14 protein-coding genes are annotated in these 16,257 nt (G+C 70.6%); 12 read left to right on the top strand and 2 right to left on the bottom strand.

Translation table 11 applies throughout. The features are described 5' to 3' along the window. Positions 1-100: 100 nt before the first annotated feature. Both ACFUNE_RS19375 and ACFUNE_RS19370 read left to right on the top strand, forming a co-directional pair. Positions 101-736 (top strand): vitamin K epoxide reductase family protein, encoded by a 636-nt coding sequence (locus ACFUNE_RS19375; RefSeq protein WP_383569043.1) that lies wholly within the window; start codon positions 101-103, stop codon positions 734-736. Positions 737-780: 44 nt separating this feature from the next. Then, positions 781-2,154 carry a replication-associated recombination protein A gene (locus tag ACFUNE_RS19370; RefSeq protein WP_383569040.1) on the top strand — a complete coding sequence of 458 codons (1,374 nt, stop codon included), beginning with the start codon at positions 781-783 and terminating at the stop codon, positions 2,152-2,154. A 10-nt stretch (positions 2,155-2,164) separates the two neighbouring features. On the opposite strand, the gene ACFUNE_RS19365 is transcribed toward ACFUNE_RS19370, so the two are convergent. After that, positions 2,165-2,866: a DUF2470 domain-containing protein gene (locus ACFUNE_RS19365; RefSeq protein WP_383569037.1), complete on the bottom strand. Its 702-nt coding sequence runs from the start codon at positions 2,864-2,866 to the stop codon at positions 2,165-2,167. A gap of 188 nt (positions 2,867-3,054) precedes the next feature. On the opposite strand from ACFUNE_RS19365, the gene rpsD reads away from it, so the two are divergent. Further along, a complete protein-coding gene (gene rpsD, locus ACFUNE_RS19360; protein ID WP_103516281.1) occupies positions 3,055-3,669 on the top strand; it encodes a 30S ribosomal protein S4 in 615 nt (204 codons plus the stop codon). 14 nt (positions 3,670-3,683) lie between these two features. Here rpsD and ACFUNE_RS19355 read toward each other — a convergent pair whose 3' ends face one another. Then, the gene (locus ACFUNE_RS19355) at positions 3,684-5,921 is read right to left on the bottom strand and encodes an ATP-binding protein (protein ID WP_383569032.1); all 2,238 of its coding nucleotides are present in this window, start codon (positions 5,919-5,921) and stop codon (positions 3,684-3,686) included. A gap of 239 nt (positions 5,922-6,160) precedes the next feature. On the opposite strand from ACFUNE_RS19355, the gene ACFUNE_RS19350 reads away from it, so the two are divergent. From ACFUNE_RS19350 to aroQ, 9 genes are all read left to right on the top strand, one after another. Continuing rightward, positions 6,161-6,610, top strand: a complete 450-nt coding sequence (locus ACFUNE_RS19350; protein ID WP_383569029.1) for a DUF948 domain-containing protein — start codon at positions 6,161-6,163, stop codon at positions 6,608-6,610. A 7-nt stretch (positions 6,611-6,617) separates the two neighbouring features. After that, positions 6,618-6,914: a hypothetical protein gene (locus tag ACFUNE_RS19345; protein ID WP_383569026.1), complete on the top strand. Its 297-nt coding sequence runs from the start codon at positions 6,618-6,620 to the stop codon at positions 6,912-6,914. After that, entirely contained in the window at positions 6,914-9,583 is a 2,670-nt protein-coding gene (alaS, locus tag ACFUNE_RS19340) for an alanine--tRNA ligase (RefSeq protein ID WP_383569024.1), read from the top strand. Before ACFUNE_RS19345 ends, alaS begins: the two co-directional genes overlap by 1 nt. Positions 9,584-9,591: 8 nt before the next feature. Next, entirely contained in the window at positions 9,592-10,065 is a 474-nt protein-coding gene (gene ruvX / locus ACFUNE_RS19335; protein ID WP_383569021.1) for a Holliday junction resolvase RuvX, read from the top strand. A 100-nt stretch (positions 10,066-10,165) separates the two neighbouring features. Further along, a complete protein-coding gene (gene mltG, locus ACFUNE_RS19330; protein ID WP_383569018.1) occupies positions 10,166-11,944 on the top strand; it encodes an endolytic transglycosylase MltG in 1,779 nt (592 codons plus the stop codon). After that, a complete protein-coding gene (locus ACFUNE_RS19325; RefSeq protein WP_383569016.1) occupies positions 11,941-12,771 on the top strand; it encodes a shikimate dehydrogenase in 831 nt (276 codons plus the stop codon). The genes mltG and ACFUNE_RS19325 overlap by 4 nt, the downstream gene beginning before the upstream one ends. A gap of 210 nt (positions 12,772-12,981) precedes the next feature. Next, the gene (aroC, locus tag ACFUNE_RS19320) at positions 12,982-14,166 is read left to right on the top strand and encodes a chorismate synthase (RefSeq protein ID WP_383569013.1); all 1,185 of its coding nucleotides are present in this window, start codon (positions 12,982-12,984) and stop codon (positions 14,164-14,166) included. Next, the gene (aroB, locus tag ACFUNE_RS19315; RefSeq protein WP_383569010.1) at positions 14,163-15,809 is read left to right on the top strand and encodes a 3-dehydroquinate synthase; all 1,647 of its coding nucleotides are present in this window, start codon (positions 14,163-14,165) and stop codon (positions 15,807-15,809) included. The genes aroC and aroB overlap by 4 nt, the downstream gene beginning before the upstream one ends. Then, entirely contained in the window at positions 15,806-16,249 is a 444-nt protein-coding gene (aroQ, locus tag ACFUNE_RS19310) for a type II 3-dehydroquinate dehydratase (protein ID WP_383569008.1), read from the top strand. Before aroB ends, aroQ begins: the two co-directional genes overlap by 4 nt. The last annotated feature ends 8 nt before the right edge of the window (positions 16,250-16,257 follow it).

The following is a 16,257-nucleotide window of genomic DNA, read 5'->3' as shown; positions in this document are numbered from 1 at the left end:
GCGCTGCGCGCGCACATTTATGCCGATCGAACAGCTGGCCGCAACACCGGTGCGGCACAATGACCCTGCCCGGCTGACTACTCAGTGATGGAACGGCGATATGACGATGGCAGCGGTAGATCATCCCTCCTCCCGACAGGACGAGGACAACGGCGCGAAGACATTCGGCGGCAGCCGCGCCCTCGCGCTGCTGCTGGTGATCACCGGCGCGGCCGGGCTGCTGGCCGCCTGGGTGATCACGATCGACAAGTTCAAGCTGCTGGAGGACCCGAGCTTCACCCCGGGCTGCAGCCTGAACCCGGTGGTCGCGTGCGGCAACATCATGAAGAGCGAGCAGGCGGCCGCCTTCGGCTTCCCCAACCCGATGCTCGGCATCGCCACCTTCTCGGTGGTCATCGGCATCGGCATGGCACTCCTCGCCGGCGCACGCTTCCGCTCCTGGTACTGGCTGGGCCTCAACGCGGGCACCCTCTTCGGCGTCGGCTTCTGCACCTGGCTGCAGTACCAGTCGCTGTACAACATCAACTCGCTCTGCCTGTGGTGCTGCCTGGCCTGGGTCGCCACGATCTTCATGTTCTGCTACGTCACCACGCACAACATCAAGCACGGCATCCTGCCCGCACCCGCCTGGCTGCGGAACACGCTCACCGAATTCCACTGGGTGCCGCCGGTGCTCTGGATCGGGATCATCGGCATGCTGATCCTGACCCGCTGGTGGGACTTCTGGACCAGCTGACTCGGCAGGGGGTCCTGTCAGTGGGGTGACATAGGCTTCTGAGCGTGGAGCCCGACCTCTTTACCGCAGCAGCCGAAGACCGCCAGGAGAAGGACCCGTCCAGCAGCCCCCTCGCTGTCCGGATGCGTCCTCGCACGCTGGAGGAGGTCGTCGGCCAGCAGCATCTGCTCAAGCCGGGCTCACCCCTCCGCCGGCTCGTCGGCGAGGGCAGCGGAGGTCCCGCCGGCCCCTCCTCGGTGATCCTCTGGGGCCCGCCCGGCACGGGGAAGACGACCCTGGCGTACGTGGTCAGCAAGGCCACCAACAAGCGCTTCGTGGAGCTCTCCGCGATCACCGCGGGCGTCAAGGAGGTGCGGGCCGTCATCGAGGGCGCACGCCGCGCCACCGGCGGCTTCGGCAAGGAGACCGTCCTCTTCCTCGACGAGATCCACCGCTTCTCCAAGGCGCAGCAGGACTCCCTGCTCCCGGCCGTCGAGAACCGCTGGGTCACGCTGATCGCCGCCACCACGGAGAATCCGTACTTCTCGATCATCTCCCCGCTCCTGTCGCGCTCGCTGCTCCTGACGCTGGAACCGCTCGGGGACGAGGATCTGCGGTCCCTCCTGCGCCGGGCCGTGGCGGACGAGCGGGGGCTGGGCGGGGCCGTCACCATGCCCGAGGACGCCGAAGCACATCTGCTGCGGATCGCGGGGGGAGACGCCAGGCGGGTGCTGACCGCGCTGGAGGCGGCCGCCGGTGCCGCGCTCTCCAAGCACGAGCAGGAGATCACGCTGGAGACGCTCGAGGAGACCGTCGACCGGGCCGCCGTGAAGTACGACCGCGACGGAGACCAGCACTACGACGTGGCGAGTGCCCTGATCAAGTCGATCCGCGGCTCCGACGTGGACGCCGCCCTGCACTACCTGGCCCGGATGATCGAGGCGGGAGAGGACCCGCGCTTCATCGCCCGGCGGCTGATGATCTCCGCGAGCGAGGACATCGGGCTGGCCGATCCGACGGCCCTGCCCACGGCCGTCGCGGCGGCCCAGGCCGTAGCCATGATCGGCTTCCCCGAGGCGGCGCTCACCCTCAGCCACGCGACGATCGCGCTGGCGCTCGCCCCCAAGTCCAACGCGGCGACGCTGGCGATCTCCGCCGCGCAGGAAGACGTGCGCCGGGGCCTCGCGGGACCGGTCCCCGCCCATCTGCGCGACGGCCACTACAAGGGCGCGGCCAAGCTGGGCCATGCCCAGGGCTACGTCTACCCGCACGACGTGCCCGGCGGGATCGCCGCCCAGGAGTACGCCCCGGAAGCGGTCCGGGGCAGGCGCTACTACGAACCCACGCGGTACGGCGCGGAGGCGCGCTACGCCGACGTCGCGGACCGGGTCCGCGAGCGGCTCGGCCGGAGCGAACCGGGTGGTCCGGCCTCTTCGTGACCGTCCCGGGTCAGCAGGACGCCGCCTCGAAGAGGGTGTGCATCGCCCGGCGCAGCTCGCCGATGTCACGTACGGGGTCGGGAAATTCGAACCGGGCGTCGAAGCAGGCGCTCCCGTCCTCGACGAACCGCACCCGGAGGCCGAAGCGGTCCAGCGCCACCGGGACGGCGTCGAGCCGGTGCTCCGCACAGCCGCACTCGGCCCGGTCACCGAGCAGCGCGGAGAGTGTGGCCATCTGCTCGCCGTGGGCGGCGTGCAGGTGCTGGAGCAGCTCGGCCTCGTGAGTGACCAGCGGGTCGGCGACGGCGTCCCGGAAGGCCTCCGGCTCCACCTCCTCGAATCCCCACAGATCGTCGACGGACGCCTCCCCGGTCTCCAGCCGGAGCATCATCCGGCCGGGCTGTGCCAGCCCGGGGACGGCGGTGAGCCAGCCGCCGATCCGGGCGCGGCCGCGGATCCGGTGCGGGACGGAGACGGGCGCGACATCGGTGATCTCCAGCACGGCGGTCAGCTCGTCCCCCAGGGCGCGCGTCGCGGCCCGTACGACCGGGGAATCGGCGGGGAAGCCGAGGAACAGGTCCCCCTCGGGACCGATGCTCCTGCTGTCGGGCATCAGCTGGTCCGGATGGATGACCGACAGCCCCGGTACGAGCAGCACCGCGGAGCAGGTACTCTGTACGAGAGTTCGTGTGCGCTCGGCTGCTGACGGCATCCGAGTGTTTTCAAGCCCGCTGGGACGCGGCTGACCACGATCAGATCGGCCTTCCGTCGTAGCAGCACCTTCAGGTGTGCTGCCGCTGTCTGTGCTGTCCGTGACGTGTGTGGTGTTCCCAGGGCGAGACATGCGATCTCCTTGAGTAAGGTAAGCCTAACCTAACCTACAACGGAGGTCTGGAGAACGTGCCTAACCAGTCGCGTCCCAAGGTCAAGAAGTCGCGTGCCCTCGGCATCGCCCTGACGCCGAAGGCTGTCAAGTACTTCGAAGCCCGCCCCTACCCGCCGGGCGAGCACGGCCGTGGCCGCAAGCAGAACTCGGACTACAAGGTCCGTCTGCTCGAGAAGCAGCGTCTCCGTGCGCAGTACGACATCAGCGAGCGCCAGATGGCGCGCGCCTACGACCGTGCCCGTAAGGCCGAGGGCAAGACGGGCGAGGCGCTGGTCGTCGAGCTCGAGCGCCGTCTCGACGCCCTGGTCCTGCGTTCGGGCATCGCCCGCACCATCTACCAGGCCCGTCAGATGGTCGTCCACGGCCACATCGAGGTCAACGGTGGCAAGGTCGACAAGCCGTCCTTCCGCGTGCGCCCCGACGACGTCGTGATGGTCCGCGAGCGCAGCCGCTCCAAGGTCCCCTTCCAGGTGGCCCGTGAGGGTGGTTACGACACCGACGGCGAGACCCCGCGCTACCTCCAGGTGAACCTGAAGGCCCTGGCCTTCCGCCTGGACCGTGACCCGAACCGCAAGGAAATTCCGGTCATCTGCGACGAGCAGCTCGTCGTCGAGTACTACGCCCGCTGATCCAGGCGTAGCTCTCAACCGAGCTCGGGCCCGCCCCTCCCTGTCGTACGGGAGGCGGCGGGCCTTCGCGTTTCCCCGGACGCCCCGGCTCCGGTGGCCCCCTCCGCGGCCGGGGCCTCGTCCGCCCCGGTCCCGGACGTCGTCTCCCGGCCCGCTCCGCCGTCCGTCCCTGCCCGGAGCGCCCGCGTCACCACGGCGTTCGGGTCCAGCCGGCGCCCGGAGCGCCGCTGCGCGTCGTACCGCGCGTCGCCGAGCTCCGCCCTGGCCCGCTCCTCGCAGTCGGCACGGGGCCTGCCGTAGTGCGCGGACCCGAACAGGGGCAGGCCCACCGACGGCCAGATCCGGTCCGCCGCGCCCTGGAGCACCGCCGCCTCCGCCGCGTCGCCCTCGGTCACCGTGATGAGGGCCAGCAGCTCCAGCGAGAGGACGGTGCCCAGCAGATCGTGGAAGGCGTGCGCGATGGACAGCGACTCCCCGAGCATCCGGCGCGCCCGCCCGCTCAGCCCGGCGTGCAGCGCCGCGTAGCCCAGGACGTACAGCGCGTAGGCCAGGGTCCACCGCTCGCCGTGGTCCTCGCAGATCTCGCGGACCTCGTCGCAGATCGCCGCGGCCCCGTCCAGATCCCCGCGGAACGCCACGGCCATGCCCAGTTCGACCTGGGCCATCAGCACGTTGCTGTTCAGCTCGCCGATCTCCCGGTAGCGCCCGAGCGCCTCGCGCAGCAGCTCCTCGGCCCGGACCGGGTCGTCCGTGACGATCGCGAGACAGCCCGTGCGGTGCACGGCGTAGGCCACCGCCGTGGCGTCCCCCGAGCGCTCGCCCTCCTCGCGGCACTCCTGCAGGGCCGACACCGCGCCGATCGGATCGCCCTGCAGCACCGCGACGTAACCGAGCACCCACAGGGCCTTCAGCCGCGAGTGGTCATAGGGGGTCTCCTCCTCCAGGACGTGGTCCAGCCAGTGGCGGCCCTCGGAGAGGCGTCCGCAGCCCGCCCAGTAGAACCAGAGGGTGCCCGCCAGGTACTGCGCGAGGTGGACCTCCTCCGGGCTCTCCATCGAGCACTCCATCGCCCGGCGGAGATTGGGCAGTTCGCTGTCGATCCGGGCCGCGGCCTCGGCCTGCCGGGGGCTGAACCAGTCGAGCTCGCACCAGGTCGCGAGCCCCAGGTACCAGTCCCGGTGCCTGCGGCGCAGCCGCTCGGCGTCCCCGGTCGCCCGCAGCCACTCGGCGCCGTACTCCCGCACCGTGTCCAGCAGCCGGTAGCGGCTGCCGACGGCGGAGTCCTCGCGCAGCACCACGGACTGCGCCAGCAGTTCGTCCAGTACGTCCAGCACGGAGTCGGCCGGCAGGCCGGGACCGCTGCAGATGTACTCGACGGCCTCCAGGTCGAACTGACCGGCGAACACCGAGAGCCGAGCCCACAGCAGCCGCTGCTCGGGAGCGCACAGCTCATGGCTCCAGCCGATGGCCGTGCGCAGCGTCTGGTGGCGGGGGAGCGCGCTCGGGCTGCCTCCGGTCAGCAGCCGGAAACGGTCGTCGAGACGGTGGAGCACCTGCTCCACCGTGAGGGCCCGCAGCCGCCCGGCTGCGAGCTCCAGGGCCAGCGGGATGCCGTCGAGCCGACGGCAGAGCTCGCGCGCGGTCTCCCGGCCCGAGTCCGTCAGCCGGAACCCGGGCCGGACCGCGGCGGCCCGTCGGGTGAAGAGTTCCAGGGCGTCGCTGTCGGTCATCGGCGCCAGCGGGAAGGTGAGTTCGCCGTCCACCCGCAGCGGACGGCGCCCCGCCGCGAGGACCTGGAGGCCGGGCGCCCGGCGCAGCAACTCCCGGACGAGTTCCGCGCACGCGTCATTGAGGTGCTCGAAACCGTCGATCACGAGCAGGAGCCGGCGTCCCGCGCAGTGCTCGACCAGTATGGCGCGCGGCGGCCTGCTGGTGTGGTCGGTGAGCCCGAGTGCGTCGGCGAGCGCGTGTTCGAGGAGCTCCGGGTCGTGGACGGCCGACAGCTCGGCGAGCCAGACGCCATCGCAGTACCGTTTCTCCATCAGGGCGGCGATCCGGGTGGCGAAACGGGTCTTGCCGACCCCCGCGACCCCTGCCACGGTGACGAGCCTGGACTTGCCCAGGAGCGAACGGAGTTCGGCCAGTTCGGCGTCCCGCCCGACGAAGGCGTTCAGTTCTGCCGGGAGATTTCCGCGCACGGGGACGGGCTCCGGGTCGTCGGGTGCGGGGGAGGGGCGCTGAGGGCGTCGCATGAAACACGCAGAGTACTGGCACGTAAGCTCTCCGTACAATCGCCCCGCGTCCGGGGCCCGCGCCGCACGCCCGTAATGCGGTACGGCGCGCGACGCCCGGCGCGATAGGCTCGGGGGACGACGATCGGCAGTGGCGGCAGGACGCGCCGGCCGAGCGGCGACAGGCAGAAACCGGCCGGGGGAGGTCCCGGCCGACGAGGGCGACGAGCAGAGAGCGGTGCACTGTGTCCGGTGGAGAGGTGGCCGGCATCCTGGTGGCTGTCTTCTGGGCGATCCTGGTCTCCTTCCTCGCCGTGGTACTGGTGAGGCTGGCCCAGACGCTCAAGGCGACCACCGCCCTGGTGGCGGACGTGACGGAGCAGGCGGTCCCGCTGCTCGCCGACGCCTCCGCCACGCTGCGTTCGGCGCAGACCCAGCTCGACAAGGTCGACGCCATCGCCAGCGACGTCCAGGAGGTCACCTCCAACGCCTCCGCGCTCTCGACCACCGTCGCGTCGACGTTCGGCGGTCCGCTCGTGAAGGTCGCCGCGTTCGGCTACGGGGTGCGGCAGGCGATCGGCCGCCGCACCGCCGCGGAGCCGGAACCTCCCCGCCGAGCCTCCCGCCGCACCGTGATCGTCGGCCGAACCGTGCCGTCCGCCCGTGACAGGAAGCGGAACGGCCGAAGCTCCCGCGGACAGAAGGACTGATCCAGCGATGTTCCGCCGTACCTTCTGGTTCACCGCCGGCGCAGCCGCCGGCGTCTGGGCCACCACCAAGGTCAACCGCAAGATCCGGCAGCTGACCCCCGAGAGCCTCGCGGCGCAGGCCGCGGACAAGGCGATCGAGGCAGGTCACAAGCTGAAGGACTTCGCCCTCGACGTGCGTGAGGGCATGGTCAGGCGCGAGGCCGAACTGGGCGGGGCGCTCGGCATCGAGGCGCCGGCCGACCCCGACTTCGTCACCCACCGCACACTCCCCTACAACTCGAACAACCGGAATGAGGACCACTAATGGAGTCGGCTGAAATTCGCCGCCGCTGGCTGAGCTTCTTCGAGGAGCGCGGCCACACCGTCGTGCCTTCGGCGTCGCTCATCGCGGACGACCCGACTCTGCTGCTGGTCCCCGCGGGCATGGTCCCCTTCAAGCCCTACTTCCTCGGCGAGGTCAAGCCGCCCGCACCGCGCGTCACCAGCGTGCAGAAGTGCGTGCGTACGCCGGACATCGAAGAGGTCGGCAAGACCACCCGGCACGGCACGTTCTTCCAGATGTGCGGCAACTTCTCGTTCGGCGACTACTTCAAGGAAGGCGCCATCGAGTTCGCCTGGGCGGCGCTCACGGACTCCGTCGAGGACGGCGGCTTCGGCCTCGACCCCGAGCGTCTGTGGATCACGGTCTACCTGGACGACGACGAGGCCGAGCAGATCTGGCGCGAGAAGATCGGCGTCCCCGCCGAGCGCATCCAGCGCCTGGGCAAGAAGGACAACTTCTGGTCCATGGGCGTCCCCGGACCCTGCGGCCCGTGCTCCGAGATCAACTACGACCGCGGCCCCGAGTTCGGCGTCGAGGGCGGCCCCGCCGTCAACGACGAGCGCTACGTGGAGATCTGGAACCTGGTCTTCATGCAGTACGAGCGCGGCGCCGGCGATGGCAAGGAGGACTTCCCGATCCTCGGGGACCTGCCGTCGCAGAACATCGACACGGGTCTCGGCCTCGAGCGCCTCGCCATGATCCTGCAGGGCGTACAGAACATGTACGAGACCGACACCCTGCGCGTCGTCATGGACAAGGCCACCGAGCTCACCGGCGTGCGCTACGGAGCCGAGCGGGGCTCCGACGTTTCCCTCCGGGTCGTCGCCGACCACATCCGCACGTCGGTGATGCTCATCGGCGACGGCGTCACCCCGGGCAACGAGGGCCGCGGCTACGTCCTGCGCCGCATCATGCGCCGCGCCATCCGCAACATGCGCCTCATGGGCGCCACCGGCCCGGTCGTCCGTGAGCTGGTCGACGTCGTCGTCGACACCATGGGGCAGCAGTACCCGGAGCTGATCACCGACCGCAAGCGCATCGAGACGGTCGCCCTCGCCGAGGAGGCCGCCTTCCTCAAGGCCCTCAAGGGCGGCACGAACATCCTCGAGACCGCCGTCACCGAGACCAAGGCCGCCGGCGGCAAGGTCCTGGCCGGCGACAAGGCGTTCCTGCTCCACGACACATGGGGCTTCCCCATCGACCTCACGCTGGAGATGGCCGCCGAGCAGGGCCTCGCGGTCGACGAGGACGGCTTCCGCCGTCTGATGCAGGAGCAGCGGGACAAGGCCAAGGCCGACGCCAAGGCCAAGAAGACCGGCCACGCCGACCTGTCCGCCTACCGCGAGGTCGCAGACAACTCCGGAGTCACCGAGTTCACCGGCTACACGAGCAACGAGGGCGAGTCGAAGATCGTCGGCCTGCTCGTCGACGGTGTGCCCTCGCCCGCCGCCTCCGAGGGCGACGAGGTCGAGGTCGTCCTCGACCGCACCCCGTTCTACGCCGAGGGCGGCGGCCAGCTCGCCGACCAGGGCCGGATCAGGCTCGACACGGGCGCCGTCATCACCGTCCGCGACGTGCAGCAGCCCGTCCCCGGCGTCTCGGTGCACAAGGGCTCGGTCCAGGTCGGCGAGGTGACGGTCGGTGCCTCCGCCTACGCCGCCATCGACAACACCCGCCGTCGCGCCATCGCCCGCGCCCACAGCGCCACGCACCTCACGCACCAGGCGCTGCGTGACGCCCTCGGGCCGACGGCCGCCCAGGCCGGTTCGGAGAACTCGCCCGGCCGCTTCCGCTTCGACTTCGGCTCGCCCGCCGCCGTACCCGGCACGGTCCTGACCGACGTGGAGCAGAAGATCAACGAGGTCCTCGCCCGGGAACTCGACGTCCAGGCCGAGGTCATGTCCATCGACGACGCCAAGAAGCAGGGCGCCATCGCGGAGTTCGGCGAGAAGTACGGCGAGCGGGTCCGTGTCGTCACCATCGGCGACTTCTCCAAGGAGCTGTGCGGCGGCACGCACGTCGGCAACACGGCCCAGCTGGGCCTGGTGAAGCTGCTCGGCGAGTCGTCCATCGGTTCCGGGGTGCGCCGTATCGAGGCCCTGGTCGGTGTGGACGCGTACAACTTCCTCGCCAAGGAGCACACGGTCGTCGCCCAGCTCCAGGAGCTGCTCAAGGGCCGCCCCGAGGAGCTTCCCGAGAAGATCTCCGGAATGCTCGGCAAGCTGAAGGACGCCGAGAAGGAGATCGAGAAGTTCCGCGCGGAGAAGGTGCTCGCCGCCGCCGCCGGGCTCGTGGAGTCGGCCAAGGACGTACGCGGCCTCGCCCTCGTCACCGGGCAGGTGCCGGACGGCACCACGGCCGACGACCTGCGCAAGCTCGTCCTCGACGTGCGCGGACGCATCCAGGGCGGCCGGCCGGCGGTCGTGGCCCTGTTCACCACGGCCAACGGCCGCCCGCTGACGGTCATCGCCACCAACGAGGCCGCTCGCGAGCGCGGTCTCAAGGCCGGCGACCTGGTCCGCGCCGCCGCCAAGACCCTCGGCGGCGGTGGCGGCGGCAAGCCGGACGTCGCCCAGGGCGGCGGCCAGAACCCGGACGCCATCGGCGACGCCGTCGCCGCTGTCGAACGCCTCGTCACCGAGAAGGCGTGACCCCGGACATGTCGCAGATGCGCCGTGGACGCCGACTCGCGATCGATGTCGGTGATGCCCGTATCGGGGTCGCCTCGTGCGACCCCGACGGGATCCTCGCCACGCCGGTGGAGACCGTGCCGGGACGTGACGTCCCGGCCGCCCACCGGCGGCTCGGCCAGATCGTTCAGGAGTACGAGCCGATCGAGGTCATCGTGGGGCTGCCCCGCTCCCTCGGTGGCGGCGAGGGCCCGGCGGCCGCGAAGGTCCGTGCGTTCGCCCAGGTGTTCGCCGGCGCGATCGCACCGGTTCCCGTACGTCTCCTGGACGAGAGGATGACCACAGTTACGGCCACCCAGGGGCTGCGCGCTTCGGGTGTGAAGTCCAAGAAGGGCCGGTCTGTCATCGACCAGGCTGCCGCTGTGGTGATCCTTCAGAACGCTCTGGAGTCCGAACGGGCGTCAGGCGCTGCGCCGGGTGAGGGCGTCGAAGTGGTTGTCTGATCGCGATACGGTAACGTTCCGCGCGATGCGCCGGTGTTCGAACAGACACCGCACAGCAAAGCGAAGAGACGGAGCGTCGTCTCGCGGCTCAAGGGGATCGATGACTGAGTATGGCCGGGGCCCCGGCTCCGAACCGTGGCATCCCGAGGACCCCTTGTACGGGGACCAGGGGTGGGGAGGCCAGCAGGCCGCCCACGGCCAGGGCCAGTACGACGGCCAGCAGCAGCCCTACGCCCACGACCCGTACGCCCAGCAGCACCAGCAGGACCCGTACCAGCAGCACGACCCGTACGCTCCGCAGCACCAGAACCAGCAGGACCCGTACCAGCAGCAGGACCCGTACGCCCAGCAGCCCCAGCAGGACCCGTACCAGCAGCAGCCGCCGTACGGCGCGCCGCAGGACCCCTACGCCCAGCCGCAGCAGCAGCCGCCGCAGTACGACAACGGCGGCTGGGACACCGGCCAGCAGGCGGCGATGCCGTACGGCGCCCAACAGCACCAGTACGGCAACGACCCGGGCGGCTACGGCGAGCAGGCCGACTACTACGGCACCCCCGAGGCCTACCCGCCGCCGCAGCCCCCCGGCCACCGCGAGCAGGCACCTCAGCAGCCTCAGCAGCGGGGCCAGGACTGGGACCCGGACGCGCCGCAGGAAGAGACGCATCCCTTCTTCACGGGCGCGGACGAGCCGGCCGGCGAGCGCGGCTCTCGCACCCGTTCCCGCGAGGACGACGAGTACGACGACGACCCGCGTGAGTCCGGCCGGAGCGGCGGCGAGCGGCGCGGCAAGGGCAAGAAGAAGAGCCGCAACGGCTGCGCCTGCCTCGGTGTGGCGGCGGTCCTCGTCGGCGGCCTGGGGGGAGTGGGCTACTTCGGCTACTCCTACTACCAGAGCCAGTACGGAGCGGCCCCGGACTACACGGGCAGCGGCAAGGGCTCGGTCGAGATCGAGATCCCTGACGGGGCCCTCGGCAACGAGATCGCGAGCATCCTCAAGAAGGCCGGTGTCGTGAAGTCGTCCGACGCCTTCATCTCCGCGCAGAGGGGAAACCCCAAGGGGAATTCCATTCAGGCCGGTGTCTATCTCCTCAAGAAGGAGATGTCGGCGGACAGTGCCGTCACATTGATGCTGGACCCGAAGAGCCAGAACGCCCTGGTCATTCCCGAGGGAACGAGCGCCAGTGGTATCTACGCTCGGATCGACCGCAGACTGGATCTGAAAGCGGGCACTACGGCCCAGGTCGCGAAAACGAAGGCCGAGAGCCTCGGGCTGCCTGACTGGGCGGACGACGACCCCAAGATCAAGGATCCGCTGGAAGGGTTCCTCTTTCCGGCCGCTTACGCTGTTCCCAAGGGCTCGAAGCCCGAGGATGCGTTGAAGAAGATGGTCACGCGGGCCAACAAGGAATACGGAAAGCTCGACCTCGAGCAGAACGCGAAGAAGTTGAATCTGGACTCTCCGCTCGACCTCATCACCGTGGCGAGCCTCGTCCAGAAAGAGGGAAAGTACAAGCACGACTTCGACAAGGTCGCGAGGGTGGTCTACAACCGGCTCAAGCCGGACAACCTCGAGACCGTCGGAAGGCTCGAATTCGACTCCACAGTCAATTACATTCGAGATGAGAGCACGCTGGACATCGGTGCCGTCGACGACCTGCGGAAGATCGACGATCCGTACAACACGTACAGCATCAAGGGGCTCCCTCTCGGGCCTATCTCCAATCCGGGTGCGGACGCCTTGCATTCGGCGATCAGCCCGGCATCCGGTCCTTGGTACTACTTCGTCTCCGTGACCGAGGACAAGACGCTGTTCGCGGTGACGAACGAGGAGCACGAGCGCAACCGCAAGCAGTACGAAGAGAACAAGGCAGACCAGTGAGTGCTACGCACAGGGCCGCCGTCCTCGGCTCGCCCATCGCCCACTCCCTCTCCCCGGCCCTGCACCGCGCCGCGTACGCGGAGCTAGGACTTGAGGACTGGTCGTACGACCGCCACGACATCGACGAGGCGGCGCTCCCCGGCTTCATCAAGAACCTGGACGCCTCCTGGGCGGGGCTCTCCCTGACCATGCCGCTGAAGCGGGCGATCATTCCGCTGCTGGACGGGATCAGTGACACGGCGGCGTCGGTCGAGGCCGTCAACACCGTCGTGTTCACCGAGGACGGCCGCCGCCTCGGTGACAACACGGACATCCCCGGGATGGTCGCGGCTCTGCGTGAACGCGGCGTCGAGAAGGTCGAGTCCGCCGCCGTCCTGGGGGCCGGCGCCACGGCTTCCTCCGCGCTGGCCGCGCTCGCCGAGATCTGCACCGGGCCCGTCACGGCCTACGTGCGCAGTGCGGCACGGGCCGAGGAGATGCGTGGCTGGGGCGCACGCCTCGGCGTCGACGTCAGGATCGCGGACTGGGCCGAGGCCGACGACGCCCTGCGCGCGCCCCTGGTGATCGCCACCACCCCGGCCGGTACCACGGACGACCTGGCCGGCTCCGTCCCCTCGGCGCCCGGCACGCTCTTCGACGTCCTCTACGACCCCTGGCCGACCGCGCTGGCCTCGCGCTGGGCGGCGACCGGAGCGGGTGTCGTGGGAGGCCTCGACCTCCTGGTGCACCAGGCAGTCCTGCAGGTGGAGCAGATGACCGGCCTGGACGCCCCGCTCGCCGTCATGCGCGCGGCAGGCGAGGCGGCGCTCGCGGCGCGGAGTCACTAGTTCTCGCCGATCGGTGGTGTTCGATCCGCTCCCACCACGCCGGTGCGGCCCAGGGCGGCTCGCTGACGGGGGGAGACGGGACCACGGCGTCCGTCCCGTGGACCGGCGGCAGGGGTTCGTCCCTGTTCGTGGGAGGATCAGGGGCGGCGGGCCAGGGCCGCGCACCCGGTCGCGCCGTTGCAGTTACAGGCGCGAGCATGAGGAGCACCGTTGAGCAGGTTGCGCTGGCTGACCGCCGGAGAGTCGCACGGCCCCGCACTGGTGGCGACGCTGGAGGGTCTTCCCGCCGGTATCCCCGTCACCACGGAGATGGTGGCGGACGCGCTCGCCAGGCGACGGCTCGGTTACGGGCGCGGCGCCCGGATGAAGTTCGAGCGGGACGAGGTCACCTTCCTCGGCGGTGTCCGGCACGGCCTGACCATGGGCTCGCCCGTCGCCGTCATGGTGGGCAACACCGAGTGGCCCAAGTGGGAGCAGGTCATGTCGGCCGACCCGGTCGACCCCGACGTGCTCGCCGCGCAGGCCCGTAACGCTCCGCTGACCCGCCCCCGGCCCGGTCACGCGGACCTCGCCGGGATGCAGAAGTACGGCTTCGACGAGGCCCGCCCGGTCCTGGAGCGCGCGAGCGCCCGTGAGACCGCGGCGCGTGTCGCCCTCGGCGCCGTCGCGCGGTCCTACCTCAAGGAGACCGCCGGCATCGAGATCGTCTCCCACGTCGTCGAGCTGGCCGCGGCCAAGGCGCCCTACGGCGTCTACCCCAAGCCCTCCGACGTCGAGCGGCTCGACGCCGACCCCGTGCGCTGCCTGGACGCCGAGGCGTCGAAGGCGATGGTCGAGGAGATCGACCAGGCGCACAAGGACGGCGACACCCTCGGGGGAGTCGTCGAGGTGCTCGCCTACGGCGTCCCCGTCGGCCTCGGCTCGCACGTCCACTGGGACCGCAGGCTCGACGCGCGGCTCGCCGCCGCGCTCATGGGCATCCAGGCCATCAAGGGCGTCGAGGTCGGCGACGGCTTCGACCTCGCCCGGGTGCCCGGCTCCCAGGCGCACGACGAGATCGTGGCCACTGCGGACGGGATCAGGCGTACCTCCGGCCGCTCCGGCGGCACCGAGGGCGGGCTGACGACCGGTGAGCTCCTGCGCGTCCGCGCGGCGATGAAGCCCATCGCCACCGTGCCCCGCGCGCTCGCCACAGTCGACGTGGTCACCGGCGAGGCGGCCAAGGCGCACCACCAGCGGTCGGACGTCTGTGCCGTGCCGGCCGCCGGCATCGTCGCCGAGGCGATGGTGGCCCTGGTGCTGGCCGACGCGGTGGCGGAGAAGTTCGGCGGCGACAGCGTCGCCGAGACCCACCGCAACGTCCAGTCGTACCTCTCCCACCTCCAGATCCGGTGAGCGGCCCGCTGATCGTCCTCGTCGGTCCGATGGGGGTCGGCAAGTCCACGGTGGGGGAGCTGCTCGCCGAGCGGCTCGGCACCACCTACCGCGACACCGACGCCGACGTCGTGGCCACCGCAGGCAAGTCGATTCCCGAGATCTTCTTCGACGAGGGCGAGGAACGCTTCCGGGCCCTGGAGCGCGAAGCCGTGCGGGAGTCCGTCGCAGGGCACCGGGGCGTACTCGCGCTCGGCGGCGGCTCCGTCCTCGACGAGTCGACCCGCGCGCTGCTCGCGGGCCACACGGTGGTCTATCTCTCGATGGACGTGGACGAAGCGGTGAAGCGGGTCGGGCTGAACACCGCCCGTCCCCTGCTCGCCGTCAACCCGCGCCGGCAGTGGCGCGAGCTCATGGACGCCAGGCGGCATCTGTACGAGGAAGTGGCGGGCGTGACCGTCGCGACCGACGAACGCACCCCCGAAGAGGTCGCCCAGGCGGTCCTCGACGCAACGGAACTGCCGGAGCGCACGGCCGGGGCCGTGCCGTCCGGCCGGGAGAACACACGCATGAGCGAGCAGGGCACCACGCGCATCCAGATCGCCGGCACGGCGGGCACCGACGCCTATGAGGTGCTCGTCGGCCGCCAGCTCCTCGGCGAGCTGCCGAACCTCATCGGGGACCGGGCCAAGCGGGTCGCCGTCCTTCACCCCGAGGCGCTCGCCGAGACGGGTGAGGCGGTTCGCTCGGACCTCGCGGCCCAGGGCTACGAGGCCATCGCGATCCAGCTGCCGAACGCCGAGGAGGCCAAGACCGTCGAGGTCGCCGCCTACTGCTGGAAGGCGCTCGGCCAGACCGGCTTCACCCGCACCGACGTCATCGTCGGCGTCGGCGGCGGCGCCACCACCGACGTCGCCGGGTTCGTCGCCGCGTCCTGGCTGCGCGGGGTGCGCTGGATCGCCGTGCCGACGACCGTGCTCGCCATGGTCGACGCGGCGGTCGGCGGCAAGACCGGCATCAACACCGCCGAGGGCAAGAACCTCGTGGGTGCCTTCCACCCGCCGGCCGGAGTCCTCTGCGACCTCGCCGCGCTGGACTCGCTCCCGGTCAACGACTACGTCTCCGGCATGGCCGAGATCATCAAGGCCGGCTTCATCGCCGACCCGGTGATCCTCGACCTCGTCGAGGCGGACCCGGAAGCCGCCCGGACGCCGACCGGGCCGCACACCGCGGAGCTGATCGAGCGTTCCATCCGGGTCAAGGCGGAGGTCGTCTCCAGCGACCTCAAGGAGTCCGGTCTCCGGGAGATCCTCAACTACGGCCACACCCTGGCCCACGCCATCGAGAAGAACGAGCGCTACAAGTGGCGCCACGGCGCGGCCGTCTCGGTCGGCATGGTCTTCGCGGCGGAGCTGGGCCGGCTCGCCGGACGCCTCGACGACGCGACCGCCGACCGGCACCGTGCCGTCCTGGAGTCCGTCGGACTGCCGCTCACCTACCGCGGTGACCAGTGGCCGAAGCTCCTGGAGAACATGAAGGTCGACAAGAAGTCCCGCGGCGACCTGCTGCGCTTCATCGTCCTGGACGGCATCGGGAAGCCCACCGTGCTGGAGGGCCCCGACCCCGCCGTCCTGCTCGCCGCCTTCGGAGAGGTCTCGGCATGACGACCCGCAGGGTCCTGGTGCTCAACGGCCCGAACCTCGGACGTCTCGGCTCCCGCGAGCCCGACGTCTACGGCGCGACGTCCTACACCGGTCTCGTCGACACCTGCCAGGCCGTCGGCAAGGAGCTCGGCTTCGACGTCGAGGTCCGGGAGACCAACGACGAGGGCGAGTTGATCCGCTGGCTCCACGAGGCGGCGGACGGTTCGGTCCCGGTGGTCATCAACCCGGGCGCGTTCACGCACTACTCGTACGGGATGCGCGACGCCGCAGCCCAGCGCACCGCCGCACTGATCGAGGTGCACATCTCGAACCCGTACGCGCGCGAGGAGTTCCGCCACACCTCGGTGATCGCCCCGGTGGCCACCGGCACCGTGGCGGGGTTCGGGATCGGCTCCTACCGGCTGGCCCTGCGCGCCCTGGCCGACGAGCTGACGGACTGACACCGGGC

Origin of the sequence: Streptomyces sp. NPDC057287 (assembly GCF_042667905.1) — a bacterium.
Taxonomy (GTDB): Bacteria; Actinomycetota; Actinomycetes; order Streptomycetales; family Streptomycetaceae; genus Streptomyces.
Note: the sequence above shows the minus strand (reverse complement) of the source record. Positions and strands in the feature narration are given on the sequence as shown.

What these genes read in the sequence shown, in the direction of transcription:
- ACFUNE_RS19375 (WP_383569043.1), top strand. Translation starts at nt 101, where the DNA reads ATGACGATGGCAGCGGTAGATCATCCCTCCTCCCGACAGGACGAGGAC.
- ACFUNE_RS19365 (WP_383569037.1), bottom strand. Translation starts at nt 2,866, where the DNA reads ATGCCGTCAGCAGCCGAGCGCACACGAACTCTCGTACAGAGTACCTGC.
- ACFUNE_RS19355 (WP_383569032.1), bottom strand. Translation starts at nt 5,921, where the DNA reads ATGCGACGCCCTCAGCGCCCCTCCCCCGCACCCGACGACCCGGAGCCC.
- ACFUNE_RS19345 (WP_383569026.1), top strand. Translation starts at nt 6,618, where the DNA reads ATGTTCCGCCGTACCTTCTGGTTCACCGCCGGCGCAGCCGCCGGCGTC.
- alaS (WP_383569024.1), top strand. Translation starts at nt 6,914, where the DNA reads ATGGAGTCGGCTGAAATTCGCCGCCGCTGGCTGAGCTTCTTCGAGGAG.
- ruvX (WP_383569021.1), top strand. Translation starts at nt 9,592, where the DNA reads ATGTCGCAGATGCGCCGTGGACGCCGACTCGCGATCGATGTCGGTGAT.
- mltG (WP_383569018.1), top strand. Translation starts at nt 10,166, where the DNA reads ATGACTGAGTATGGCCGGGGCCCCGGCTCCGAACCGTGGCATCCCGAG.
- aroQ (WP_383569008.1), top strand. Translation starts at nt 15,806, where the DNA reads ATGACGACCCGCAGGGTCCTGGTGCTCAACGGCCCGAACCTCGGACGT.